This window comes from Pseudochrobactrum asaccharolyticum (assembly GCF_003314995.1).
Classification (GTDB): domain Bacteria; phylum Pseudomonadota; class Alphaproteobacteria; order Rhizobiales; family Rhizobiaceae; genus Pseudochrobactrum; species Pseudochrobactrum asaccharolyticum.
On sequence record NZ_QNRH01000003.1, the window covers coordinates 1 to 12126 of the forward strand.

At 44.8% G+C, this 12126-nt stretch carries 19 protein-coding genes; 6 read left to right on the forward strand and 13 right to left on the reverse strand.

Translation table 11 applies throughout. From position 1 onward, the window contains the following. On the forward strand, window positions 1–273 hold a 273-nt coding region (locus DFR47_RS08505; protein WP_245416509.1), incomplete at its 5' end, for a zincin-like metallopeptidase domain-containing protein. Between the two features lie 196 nt (window positions 274–469). After that, complete coding sequence (locus DFR47_RS08510; RefSeq protein ID WP_147245522.1) at window positions 470–811, forward strand: hypothetical protein; 342 nt, start codon at window positions 470–472, stop codon at window positions 809–811. 403 nt (window positions 812–1214) lie between these two features. Here the strand turns inward: DFR47_RS08510 and DFR47_RS08520 are convergent, their stop codons facing one another. From DFR47_RS08520 to DFR47_RS08550, 7 genes are all read right to left on the reverse strand, one after another. Continuing rightward, window positions 1215–2342: a tyrosine-type recombinase/integrase gene (locus DFR47_RS08520; protein WP_113944011.1), complete on the reverse strand. Its 1128-nt coding sequence runs from the start codon at window positions 2340–2342 to the stop codon at window positions 1215–1217. Between the two features lie 618 nt (window positions 2343–2960). After that, window positions 2961–3170: a CsbD family protein gene (locus DFR47_RS08525; protein ID WP_113944012.1), complete on the reverse strand. Its 210-nt coding sequence runs from the start codon at window positions 3168–3170 to the stop codon at window positions 2961–2963. Between the two features lie 62 nt (window positions 3171–3232). Then, entirely contained in the window at window positions 3233–3421 is a 189-nt protein-coding gene (locus tag DFR47_RS08530) for a hypothetical protein (RefSeq protein ID WP_113944013.1), read from the reverse strand. A 170-nt stretch (window positions 3422–3591) separates the two neighbouring features. Then, window positions 3592–4971 (reverse strand): alpha,alpha-trehalose-phosphate synthase (UDP-forming), encoded by a 1380-nt coding sequence (gene otsA, locus DFR47_RS08535; RefSeq protein WP_113944014.1) that lies wholly within the window; start codon window positions 4969–4971, stop codon window positions 3592–3594. An 18-nt stretch (window positions 4972–4989) separates the two neighbouring features. Beyond that, complete coding sequence (gene otsB, locus DFR47_RS08540) at window positions 4990–5844, reverse strand: trehalose-phosphatase (RefSeq protein WP_113944015.1); 855 nt, start codon at window positions 5842–5844, stop codon at window positions 4990–4992. 40 nt (window positions 5845–5884) lie between these two features. Continuing rightward, window positions 5885–6514, reverse strand: a complete 630-nt coding sequence (locus DFR47_RS08545; protein ID WP_113944016.1) for an SOS response-associated peptidase family protein — start codon at window positions 6512–6514, stop codon at window positions 5885–5887. 96 nt (window positions 6515–6610) lie between these two features. Continuing rightward, window positions 6611–6814, reverse strand: coding sequence for a CsbD family protein (locus DFR47_RS08550; RefSeq protein ID WP_113944017.1), 204 nt, complete (start codon window positions 6812–6814; stop codon window positions 6611–6613). Between the two features lie 338 nt (window positions 6815–7152). On the opposite strand from DFR47_RS08550, the gene DFR47_RS08555 reads away from it, so the two are divergent. Next, window positions 7153–8121 (forward strand): SDR family oxidoreductase, encoded by a 969-nt coding sequence (locus tag DFR47_RS08555; RefSeq protein WP_113944018.1) that lies wholly within the window; start codon window positions 7153–7155, stop codon window positions 8119–8121. Between the two features lie 45 nt (window positions 8122–8166). Here the strand turns inward: DFR47_RS08555 and DFR47_RS22225 are convergent, their stop codons facing one another. Both DFR47_RS22225 and DFR47_RS08560 read right to left on the reverse strand, forming a co-directional pair. After that, window positions 8167–8298: a hypothetical protein gene (locus tag DFR47_RS22225; RefSeq protein ID WP_281011586.1), complete on the reverse strand. Its 132-nt coding sequence runs from the start codon at window positions 8296–8298 to the stop codon at window positions 8167–8169. Between the two features lie 171 nt (window positions 8299–8469). Further along, window positions 8470–8844 (reverse strand): low affinity iron permease family protein, encoded by a 375-nt coding sequence (locus DFR47_RS08560; RefSeq protein WP_113944019.1) that lies wholly within the window; start codon window positions 8842–8844, stop codon window positions 8470–8472. 114 nt (window positions 8845–8958) lie between these two features. Here DFR47_RS08560 and DFR47_RS08565 point away from each other — a divergent pair, with 114 nt between their 5' ends. From DFR47_RS08565 to DFR47_RS08575, 3 genes are all read left to right on the forward strand, one after another. Then, window positions 8959–9300 carry a PepSY domain-containing protein gene (locus DFR47_RS08565; protein ID WP_374788410.1) on the forward strand — a complete coding sequence of 114 codons (342 nt, stop codon included), beginning with the start codon at window positions 8959–8961 and terminating at the stop codon, window positions 9298–9300. Between the two features lie 18 nt (window positions 9301–9318). Next, window positions 9319–9897: a general stress protein gene (locus DFR47_RS08570; RefSeq protein ID WP_113944020.1), complete on the forward strand. Its 579-nt coding sequence runs from the start codon at window positions 9319–9321 to the stop codon at window positions 9895–9897. Between the two features lie 77 nt (window positions 9898–9974). Further along, on the forward strand, window positions 9975–10448 hold the full coding sequence (locus DFR47_RS08575; RefSeq protein WP_113944478.1) for a DUF892 family protein: 474 nt from the start codon (window positions 9975–9977) through the stop codon (window positions 10446–10448). A 68-nt stretch (window positions 10449–10516) separates the two neighbouring features. Here the strand turns inward: DFR47_RS08575 and DFR47_RS08580 are convergent, their stop codons facing one another. The 4 genes from DFR47_RS08580 to DFR47_RS08590 all read right to left on the reverse strand — a co-directional run bounded on the left by DFR47_RS08580 (window position 10517) and on the right by DFR47_RS08590 (window position 12097). After that, window positions 10517–10744, reverse strand: coding sequence for a hypothetical protein (locus DFR47_RS08580; RefSeq protein ID WP_113944021.1), 228 nt, complete (start codon window positions 10742–10744; stop codon window positions 10517–10519). A gap of 99 nt (window positions 10745–10843) precedes the next feature. Continuing rightward, on the reverse strand, window positions 10844–11161 hold the full coding sequence (locus DFR47_RS08585) for a plasmid stabilization protein (protein ID WP_113944022.1): 318 nt from the start codon (window positions 11159–11161) through the stop codon (window positions 10844–10846). Between the two features lie 62 nt (window positions 11162–11223). Then, the gene (locus tag DFR47_RS21735) at window positions 11224–11391 is read right to left on the reverse strand and encodes a hypothetical protein (protein ID WP_170137462.1); all 168 of its coding nucleotides are present in this window, start codon (window positions 11389–11391) and stop codon (window positions 11224–11226) included. Between the two features lie 109 nt (window positions 11392–11500). Next, a complete protein-coding gene (locus DFR47_RS08590; RefSeq protein WP_113944023.1) occupies window positions 11501–12097 on the reverse strand; it encodes a PRC-barrel domain-containing protein in 597 nt (198 codons plus the stop codon). Window positions 12098–12126: the final 29 nt, after the last annotated feature.

Below are 12126 nucleotides of genomic sequence, written 5' to 3' on the forward strand. Positions count from 1 at the left end.
GACTTACTCCGTAAGTCACGAAGATTCCCCATGACCAACATCACCTCTTACGGCCAAAAACATCAAAATAGGGCTGGACTGTCAGGATATGTTGCGGAACTTGGCGCTGCCTTCCTTTGCAGCCAGTTAGGCGTTGCACTTGATCCACGCGCGGATCACGCAGCTTATATTGATCACTGGCTGAAAATCCTGAAGGCCGATAGCAAGGCAATATTCCAAGCATCAAGCTTGGCAACCAAGGCCGTTGAATACCTCAAGGGGCTACAAATGTAGCCCTTAGAATAAGCTTTAATTCGCATTGCAGTGGAAACAGATTTCTTTCTGAATGATGCGTTCAGAAAGGGTTCATCTGAATAATTCTAGATTAATATTACTGCTTAGAATTAGTTTATACATCAATTGCAGTTCCATGTGATTGTTGAGGCAAATTGATTTATTGCAGCAAAAAATCAAAATGGGAGGAAACATCATGAATATGAAGATAATTATGGGAGCGGCAGGTCTTCTTGCATTAACCGCTACAAATGCTTTCGCTCTATGCCAGAGCAATATTAATGGCGGCACAACTATGAATGAAGGGGACTGTTATATGCATTCAGCAGGTGTCGCTGTTGGTTGCCATGGTGGGGTCCTGAATCCAGTCGGGGGAACAACCAATAAATGCAAAGCTTGGATCAAGGTTGAGCGATTGCCTAATACCAATCAGAGTGGAAAAACTGCTGACCCGATCAAGGCAGGCAAAGGCTCTGCGCTATCATCATCAATAGGAATTGATGGTAAGCCTATACAGAAAAAGGCGGTTAAAAATTAAGTGATAGTTTCAGTTTATGTAAATGAAACAGCCCCGCAATTACGCGAGGCTGTTTCGTGTTAGAAACCAGATTTTCAACGTCTCGTCAGTTGTGTGGCTGTAAGCGGTAGCTTTCAAGCCAAGCCTGAAATGCCACGCGATCAATATAGACCCGATTGGAAATCTTAATAATCGCACTGGCAAGCCCATTCGTCTTCGCATTGAAGATATACCAACGGAGCGATTGCTCGGTTAGGAAGGGTGCTTCTTTGACAAGCTGTTTGACGGTTCTTAGATCCTCGTAATTTACCAACACGGTTTGTTCCTGATAGAATTTCTCCTTAAGGGTGACAAACTGGGTTTATTGTAGGTCAAATAGCTGAAAGGGCAAGAATGATAGGCTTTTAGGGTTTTGATCTATCAATCAAAACATTTTGTCATTCAGCTTTTCTGCTAAGCCTCTTTTGTGATCCCCCGACAAGTGGGCATAACGCTTTACCATTTGTAGCGTTTTATGGCCGAGCATATCGGCTATCTCTAAAAGGCCAGCACCTTGCATGGCTAGGTAACTCGCAGTGCTATGCCGTAAATCGTGGAAACGAAAGTCACGAACACCAGAAGTGGCGAGTGCATTTTCCCATGATGTGCGAATATCAATGGCAGCGCGTAAATCGCGGCGGGGAAAGAGCCAGCGACTATCCGCATTTGGCGCATATTGATCGTAGCTTTCATTGACCCATTGTATTTGCTCTGTGAGCAGTTCGTGTAAATGGCCGACGATGGGAACTGAACGCGTTTCACCGTTTTTGGTGTCACGCAAAATGGCAAGGCCGCGCGCCATATCAAGATCGCGCAATGTTAAGCCCAAAATTTCACTACGCCTTGCACCAGTTGAAAGGGCAAAAATAACGATTGGATAGAGTTGCAGGTTTGGGCTGTTTCGGCAGGCTTCAAATAACACCTTGCGTTCACTATCTTCAAGATAGCGATCACGCTGATCACGGATGCCTGTTATTTTGTTAACACCATCAAGTGGATTGCTTCCAATCCACCCCCATTGTTGCGCATACTTAAACAAAACCGCCAATGTATCGCGATAATGTTTTAAGGTTTTTCTGGATTTTGGTTTGATGGCGACCTGTTCATCGGCATTCTTTATAAATTTAGGATTAGAGCGGCCATCGGGTGTGGCTGCCAATTTATTCATTTGGTCTGAAATTAACTCAGGGGTGACAAATGATAAAGCGTGAGCACCTAGTTCCCGCTGCCAATATCCTAAATACGTCTGGGCGGCGCGCTGTGTCGTTTTTGCGAGGTTGGGCAGGACTTCTTCCTCATAGCGGGTAATAACGTCTGAAAGTGTTTTACGTTTCGCTGTGCGGACGATATTTTTAATTTCTCCGTTGCGAATTGCCGTTTCAGTCTTTGCTGCCCATATTTTGGCGTCTGTTAAACGCTGGAATGTTTTCTTTTGGCGAGGAAAACCCGCAATACGAATATCAACTAAATAAACGGTGCCGCTTTTGCGCGTTCGTTTTTCTATTGTAGCCATACCACCTCCGCGATGCCCCCGCGTTTCATTAGGATTCGATGACCTGAAGTTGTAAAAAATACTAAACAGGGGCACTTTAGGGGCATATAGACACATGGAATGGTCGCATATGTCAATAGAAGGCAACAAGTGATTGTTTTATAACTATCTGAAAATATTGATTTTTATATTGATGTTTATTGGCTGTAATTGAATTCCGTCAGGCTCATAACCTGAAGGGTAAGGAGGAAATGCAAACGATTAAGTATCGTTTGCCCGACGAACGGTTCAAAGTCTGCCCCGTAACCAAAAAAACGACACTAAGATGAGATCATTTCTTCTTGCGATTTCAGGAGATTATGGCCGAATGTGGGGTAGATGCTGAACATGCTACATTGTACAGGTGGGTGGTTCGCTGCTCGTTACAGATTACTGCTCAAGCCTAATGACGTAAAAGCAATCGTCAGTTCTTGGCGTGTTGTCGGGGGTTAAATAAAGGCACAAAGGCTCGGCTTTATCTGACAGTTGAGTGTAACTGTCAGGCTCTTGATCACATGATATCTAAGCGCAGAAATATCAGTGCTGTAAGATGTTTCTTTTAGAAAGCAAAGGCAAGTAATGATGTCCCGAACAAAACAGTCATAGGTTTCTTATTATGTTTTTGTACCATTCATTAATCTGCTCTCTCACCTGTTCAGGTGTAAGGCTGTAACGTTCTTGTATCTTCTTTTCTAAGGCGTGCTTTTCTCCGGCTATTTCGTCTATTTCTTCAGTAGTTAAATTGCCCCACTGTTCACGGATATTAACTTTATAACGCCGCCAGTCCGCTTTGATTTCATTCCAGTCCATTCTTCTCTCCCAAGCTGTTTTGCAAAAAGTGCTGAACAAGACATATGGCTGCTCCCGAAACTTTAATCGGGCATGCTTTGTTTAGTGTTTGTATTTGAATCCATGATGTTTTCACTTTCAGAAATATGGCTTCCATAAATTTCTGCACCAAGCCAAACCAAAGCAACAATAATCAGGCTTGAGATTAAGACGATGAGAACAGGCCGACCTTTTTTACCCTGACGGGCTTTTTGCGGTGGAATTTCTTTCACTGCACACTCCTTTCGTTCGTTCCTTTGATGAGTTAACTAACGTGAGGAGGGTTCTGTTCCCAAAAAAGATAACTGGAAACTACTATTATGAAGCATTCTGCTGCATATAATTGTTAAAGCAGCTTAAGTTGGCCGCATAACCCGAGTATGAAAATTGCGAAGAGTTAAGCCTAGGCACATCGCAATTCGTCAAGATAATTCGCGCACCAATGATTGATATCATTTTCGTGCAAGTGCTTGATCATAGAAGAATAACGATATTGTCGTTCGTTCAGCGGCATGTTCAATGCATGACGAATAGCCTGCGAAACGGACTCTTTGTCGTAAGGGTTGACCAGCAGAGCGCCGTCCAGTTCGCGTGATGCGCCTGCAAATCGAGAAAGCACTAATACACCAGGGTCGTTTTTATCTTGTGCTGCAACATATTCTTTCGCAACCAAATTCATACCATCCCGAAGCGGTGTTACTAATCCGACCTTTGCGTGACGATAGAGGCCTGCGAGAATATTGCGATTTAATGAGCGGGTAATGTAACGGATAGGCGTCCAATCTACAGAAGCAAGTGCGCCATTGACGCGACCCGCATGTTCAGCCACCATACTTTGCATTTCAGCATATTCCGGCACTTCTGAACGTGATTTTGGTGTCACCTGCAGAAAAGTTACTTTGCTCTTATACTCCGGATTGTTCTGTACGAAATGCTCAAATGCTTCTATTCGGTTCGTGATGCCCTTTGAATAATCAAGGCGGTCGACCCCGATAATGAGGTCTCGTCCTGTCATGCTTTCGCGCATACGCCGGACGAGGGCACTCTTTTCTGACCGTTGGGCAGTGTCGGTGAATTTATCTGTTTCAATACCAATCCCGAATTTTCCGGTTTTAAACTCATGACTGCCGGTTTTGAACCGGTTTTCGCCTAAGGGAATAGCAATATTTTCCCGCGAGATGCAGCCAGTGAAGTTTTCAAGGTCATAATCTGTTTGAAAGCCAATCAAATCGTAGGACACTAACCCACGCATAATGGTTTCATGAACAGGGAGTGTGAAGACGATATCTGCCGAAGGCCAAGGGATATGGAGGAAAAAACCGATCCGGTTTTTAACACCTAAACGGCGTAGTTCCGCAGCCAGAGGGATGAGATGGTAGTCGTGAACCCAAATGATATCATCAGGCTGAATAAGTGATTGTAACTGTTCAGCAAAAAGACGATTAACGCGGAAATAACCAGCCATATCTTTTCGCTCATAATCAATGAGATCCAGCCGGTAATGACACAGAGGCCATAGCATACGGTTAGCGAAACCGGCATAATACTCATCAACATCGGTGCTGGCTAAATCCAACAGCGCATATTCAATATTATCGTGTTTTTGAATGTTTAGATGAGGTTGCTGTAGGTTGTCGGATATTACCTTCCCGGACCACCCCATCCAGAGGCCGCCCTTTTCCTCCAGTGCAGCTTGCAGAGCAACAGCAAGACCTCCGGCCGGCACATTCCCATGTTTATCCGGCAAAGGAACCCGGTTGGATATGATAATTAGTTTTCCCATTTTAATGGCCCTGACTGTTTATACTTTATTTGTAGGATGATTTATGGCGGGGTCGGGAACTCTCAAGGTTCCTTGTGCTGCAATGACTTCGGTGAGCCAGTTTCTGAGCGCGGAAGGCGACGATATAAGGCTCATTGCGCAACTTTGTTGGAGTGAGGCGCCGATTTTCGCAGATGCGCCTGAATATTTGTGCGCTGCAGCAAACATAGCTTCATCGGTTAAATCATCACCAAAAGCGATTGGTATGCGAGACTGGAAAGCCGGTTTAGCCATGAAGTGATCTAAAGCTGAACCCTTGTCAGAACCGGCAGGCCGTAATTCAGCAACCATTTTTCCATGTTGCACAGTCCAGTTGTCGCCTGTTATTGAAGCTGCTTTATTGATTATATCCTTGGTCGTTTTCTGCAGACGGGGATTGCTTCGATAATGCAACGCCAGAGCGACTTCTTTATCTTCCAGTTTTATATCCGGATAATCAGTAAGCGTATCTTCGATATAGCGTTTCGCCGCGCGAAAACGATCGTCTATTTTAAGCGCTCTTATACTCCCGTCGCTGTTACGAATTTGAGCGCCATGCAGGCCTGCAATTTCAAAGCTATGGGAGGGAAATATTGTATCAACAAAGCTGACCGGACGTCCCGTTATGAGTGCTAACGCGCCGTCCAGATGCCAGTGCAAGTGAGATAGAATGTCATATAATTGTTGCGGAAGTTGTATTTTATCCGGTGCTGAGGCGATATCCAGCAGCGTTCCGTCTAAGTCAAAGAAAAATGCATGTTTTGATAGTGAGCCTTTATCATTTTTCAAATGGCTTAACTCAGGGATTAAACCTTGATTGTATTCAATGTTTTCCCTTGTCAGGGTGGTACTCATTGTCTGTGTTACCTTACTAAAAAAGAAACAGCGGCCAATTTTATAAATAGATCAGTTTTTGCTCATCCAAAGGACGATGGAGCAGCTTGGCAGTGTCCCAAGGAGCCGTCATCCAGACATCCAGCTCATCTGTGTTAGTCAGTATAACCGGTAGCGAAACGGGAGTGTCTTGATCTCTGAGAGAAGATGCCTCTGTCGTAAGAAAAGCAAACAAACTATGGCTTTTCTCACCCTCTTGCGGGTCGCGGGTGCCAATCCATTCTGTCCATATGCCGGCAAAGAAAAGCAGGTTTCCGGTCGTGTGTAGTGACAGCCATCGGGCATTATTGCCGGATAAAGGGGCGGGTTTATGTGTTTGTATGCCAAAGGCTATGGCCGGTATCAGGCAGCGATGGGCAACGGTCTGCCATTCCTGCCAGTGAGCTGCGTTACTATGCCGGATGTGTGTGATCCCTTTATCATTTTTATGTTTTACGGCTTTGTCGGGAGAGGGCATGCCCCAGCGACTAATTCCGAGTTCAGGACCGTCTAAATTATTACGCAAAACAGGGGCAGGAAAATCCGGATAAATAACTTCGTTAAAGGATCTTCCGTCTGTCAGATCAATATAAAAGCCTACAGACTTTTTTAAATCTGCAGGAATGAACCGGGTAGCATAAATATCAGACATAACTCCTCCTCTCAGAGATGTTTGATGATATGTTGCGATGCAGGAGAAAAAGCTTCGGCATAAATGAAAAAGCTCCCTGACGGGAGCTTTTGCGAGTTACCACGTCTGTCGGTTGTACCAATCATCAATATCTTTTTTGACGCGGTCTTTCTCAATGCCATATCGTTCCTGAATTTTCCCTTCAAGCTGATCACGGCGACCGTTCACTTGATCCAGATCATCGTCTGTGAGTTTACCCCACTGCTCTTTGACCTTTCCTTTGAACTGTTTCCAATTACCTTCAACTCTGTTCCAATCCATGGGATTTCTCCTTCGTTTATGGTTCTTGTACAGTTAGCTAACGATACAAAATCAAAATAGTTCAAAAATAATTTGAAACATTTCTCTGATCTTTTACCGTGGACTTTTCTGCGTGCCCTTGTCGGTTGACTGAAAGAAGTCAGAACAATTCGCGGAACAAAGGGCTTTCTCTGCCATTCCTTTAAGGAGCGGTGATCGTGTCAACCGAACGTGATGGCAGCGGAAAACACTATGATTTTTTCGGTTTCTCATAGTGGCCAACGAAATGGCAGACGAGTTTCTACCCCATTCGGTCACTGCTCACTCCACCACACCATAGATACTTTTGGGAGAAAGCCGTGACACAGTTCTTTGATAAATTACAACAAGCAAATGATACTGCTGAAAGACAACGAAAGCTGCAGAAAGAAAACCCGGATTCTGCAAATGATCGGTCATATGCCTCACAAACAGGAGCGCGAGATTATCCTGTTCCGCCATTTCCGAAGCAACATATTCCCAAACCCGGTGAGGAGACCGCCCTCACACCGGCACCAATGTATGATGCGCCTTACTATAAAGGCTCAGAGAAACTGAAAGATAAGGTTGCACTGATTACCGGTGGGGATTCTGGTATCGGCAGAGCTGTTGCAGTTCTCTACGCCCGTGAAGGGGCTTCCGTAATTGTGCTCTATCTTGAAGAAGAAAATGATGCTGCTTACACGCAAAAACTGGTTGAGCAGGAAGGGCGCAAATGTCTGCTTATCAAAGGAGATGTTCGTGATCTGCAATTTTGCAAGGACGCAATCGAGCAGGCTATGACAAGTTTTGGGCAGCTGGATATTCTCGTTAATAATGCCGCGTTTCAGCTCCATACGGATCATTTCAGAGATCTGTCTGCAGAGCATTTCGATGAGACCATCAAAACCAACCTTTATGGCTACTTCAATATGACAATGGCTGTTCTGCCTCATCTGAAAAAAGGCGCATCTATTATCAATACCGGATCTGTAACCGGTTTAAGAGGTAGCAAAAATCTGGTTGATTACTCAATGACAAAGGGCGGGATCCATGCTTATACGCGGGCTTTAGCCGGTAACCTGTTGCCTGAGGGCATTAGGGTAAATGCTGTGGCACCAGGGCCTGTCTGGACGCCGCTCAATCCTGCAGATCAGGCAGCTTCGGATGTTGCACATTTTGGGTCCGACACGCCGATGAAACGGCCTGCGCAACCAGAAGAACTTGCCCCTGCTTATGTATTTTTGGCCTCTGAGCAAACCGCAAGTTATATCACGGGTGAAATTCTCCCCGTTATTGGCGGCTACTGAATATGAATATCAATGGTCACAAGCCGCATATGCAGCCGGAAATTATCAATTTTTCGGCTGTGTTTGTAGTGAATGTGGCGCTTCTTGTGGTGATGGGTTTTGCGAAGTGGGGCTGTTATTCATCCAAACCAGAAACAAAATCAGCAAGATTACTAAAATCAGATAAGCACTTTTCATATCCTTCACTCCTTGGGTTGAGTTGCGCTCACTGCATTCGGTTAGCGCATGCAAACGTATAGCTGTAAACGCAGCCGGAGCGGACGGAACAATTGCTTATTAAACACGCCGTATCCGGCAAGCCGTATAATTTTCTAACTAATGGAAGTCAGAATGGTTCCGTAAGCTGTTTTAATGCTCTCCGGAGTGCGCTTTATGGGCAGCATGTTCTTCAATTTTTTCTTTCAACTTCTGTAGTTTTTCTAAAGGCATATGCTCAATGCCTATGAAATCTTTATCTGCATTTTTCACAACATCGATGAGTTCATCTATTTTTGTGTGTAGCGCGCAGGAATCTCTGTTCTGAGAGTTTTGAATAATAAACACCATCAAAAATGTAATAATAGTTGTGCTGGTATTAATAACCAATTGCCAAGTATCTGAAAATTGGAATATAGGACCTGATAAAGCCCATATAATAATAAATAAAAATGCTATTATAAATGCTGAGTAATGGCCTGTTATTTCAGAAAATTTTTCGCTTAATTTTGAAAAATAGGTTCCCATGATTTTCTCCCTTTAGATACACAATGTTTTAAATTCGTAATTGTTCGTTACCTCGGAAAATATTTGGAACAATCCAATTTTCCCTCCGTTAGTTAAGTACCAACAGGAGGAAATATGATGAAAACGAAACTCTTAATTTTGATCTCTGCGGGTATGTTTGCAACGGCAGGTGCCTATGCACAAACAACCCCACCAGCCCAAAATCCACCGGAAACCACTGGCGAAACACCGATGGTTGCGCCGCCGGCTGCTCCAAGCCCACAGGCACCGGTAGAGGGTGAAAATAGTTTTACTGAATCTCAGACGAAAGAGCGAATTGAAGCTGCAGGCTATGCTGATGTTCAGGCTTTGAACCTTGGTTCTGATGGAATTTGGCAAGCCAAAGCTAAAAAAGATGGTGCCGATGTGAAGGTCCGCATGGACTACCAGGGCAACATTACCAGTGAACTGCAGTAATTGAAAAAGGAGATGACAATGAAAAATGTAACAGGACTTTTTGATAATTACTCTACGGCAAAACAGGTGGTCACAGATTTAGAGGCTATTGGAATTCCGTCCGACGACATCAGTATTGTTACACATGATGCTAATCGGGAAACGGATGCTGCGGGCGGTGCAACTGCCGGTGCGGGCATCGGTGCTATGATTGGTGGTGCAGGCGGCTTGCTTGCAGGTTTGGGTATTCTTGCTATTCCGGGCGTTGGTCCGGTTGTTGCAGCTGGCTGGCTGGCGGCAACTGCTGCCGGTGCGGCTGGTGGTGCTGTTGTCGGTGCCGCGACGGGTGGCTTGATCGGCGCACTGATGAATGAAGGCGTATCTGAAGAAGATGCTCATCTTTATGCCGAAGGTGTGCGCCGCGGCGGAACATTGGTCAGCGCGAAAGTCCCAGACAATAAACATGCACAAGCGCAGCAGATTCTGACACGTGCAAGTATGGTCAATGTTGATGACCGGCGTCGCCGTTATACTGATGAAGGCTGGCAGCGATTTGATCCGGACGCAAAACCCTACAGTGTAGATGAGATTGAAAGCGAACGGTTACGCTATCGCTAAATAAAATACCCAATTAAAGGCAGATTATTCTGCCTTTAATTTTGCATGATTTAGAGACTAATGCAGGGAGTTATGCTTTGAAAACTTTAGCGGATATTTTTAAGCACAGTTTGAAGGAAATGTACTACGCGGAGAATATGCTGGTGCCGGCTTTGCGAAGGATTGCGGATGCTGCAACAAATGATCAGTTAAAGGTTGTGATAGAGGAACATATTGAGGAAACCACCGAGCATATTGAGCTGCTGAGGCGTATTTTCCCTTTAATAGGAACCATCGCAGATGGTGAGAAGTGCTTGGCGATCGAAGGATTGATCGAGCAAGCAGACGTTCTGTTCAAAGATGCAAGTGAAGTCGCTTTGAATGCTGGTTTGTTAGCCGCATGCCAATCAATTGAGCATTATGAAATTTCCCGTTACGGAACTTTGCGCGAATGGGCGCGGATACTCGGTTATGAAGAAGCGCATTCTGTGCTTACTAGAATTTTAGACGAGGAAAGAGCGGCAAACAGTAAACTAACAAACTTAGCAATCCGAACGATCAATATGCTTTGACGTGCTTTATGCTGATTGAGTGCCACCGATATCTGGCGTCTCATGTGTCAAAAAGCTATGTGCTCTGATCATTTTGTCAGATATTTTTCAGCCTGTATAATGTTGCCGGCCATATATTTGGGATCTGTATTCCCTTGTTCAAACATACTGATTATTGCGCGTGCAAGCTGTTCTTTATTCGTGTCTGTTGTCGGGCAACGACCTAATATTCTGCAAACTTCATCATATGTTGATTGCAGAATGGTGACTTGCCCGGGCGTAAATGTTCCGCTGTACTTATTGCCTGAAAATGCCATGATTTTACCTCGCTGACTTGAAATTTATTCTGTCAGTCTGGCCATGCAAACCGGATAAGTCATATCAAGTTTTATATCTGGTCAATACTATTCTTTGATTTAATTATTTGATTTTTCTTTATTTTTCCCGCGTGTTTCAGCAGCTTTTTTCGCAGAGGCAGAGCGTTGCTCGGGTGTTCTGGAGGCACTTGCCTGTCCGCCCTTTTCACCGCCTTTATGCGCAGCGGGATTTCCGGTCTTTTTACCGTATCCTGAGCCGCCTGGCTTGTTTCCACCACCATCGTCTTTATTCACCGTTGCCCAGGCGAGTGCTTCCGCTTCTTTTTCAGGGACGCCGCGTTTTTCGTAGCTCTCAGCAATATGCTCAGCTTTGCGTTTTTGTTTGTCCGTATATTTTGATTTATCTCCTTGGGACATAGCACTCTCCGTTGATGTGTAATTAAAGCAGGAAGTTTCTATTCATGCGATTTTCATGATCTTTAACCTTCCGCTTTGAATTTTAGTGCTTCTTTTAGAAGAACTTCTCTGTCACGGCCGTATTTCTTGATAAGTTCCAATGCTTGTAATGGAGAAATGTCTGAATTTTCGGCCAGGAATTTGACGTCTTCATCTTCCGTAAGTGGCTCAGTACTATTGTCTTTTGTCATGTCGGATCCGTTTCTAAATTTCTGAGATTGCCTGCCTGTAAAATGAGTTCTGATAATGAAAAAAGACTGCCCGCATATTTTGCAGGCAGTCGATTTCTGTTTCCTGAAACTATGGTGTTGTATTTGTTTGAGGAGCAGCCGGGGGTGTTGATGCAGGCATTTCAGGATTGGCTTCTTTCGCTGCTGCTGCTGGATCAGCGACACCTTCCGAGAAAAGTGATGACCGGTCAAAAGAAGGGGCAGCGCTCAACTCGTCTTTGGTTGCTTTGATAACGAGCCATTTCTTCCCATCACTACGCATTGCGAGTTGCAGCTGATCAGGGCTAACCGCCACATCTTTTTCACCAACCCCCAGAAAACCACCGACGCCAATAACCGCGGCATCAATCTGGCCATCTGGGCTTGTAATGAGATCATTTAGTTTGCCAACGGATTTAGCGTCGTTTGCATCGCTCTCATAAACACTTTGCCCAATAAAGGATGATACCAGCAGCTGCCCGGGTTTTGCTTCTAAAAAACCGACCTTATTGGTTTCCGTTGCAGTGTCTGATGACTGGCTTCCGAACATATTTTCGGTTTTAACGGAAGTCTGTGGTTGTTGTTCCATGGGCGCACTTGGTGCGGTAGTGGTGTCGCTTGTCTGAGCATAGGCCGCACTACCAATAAATAAGGCACACGACGTTGCCAGAAGTGTAGCTTTCAACATAACTATCTCCTTTGCACGTATGTTACATA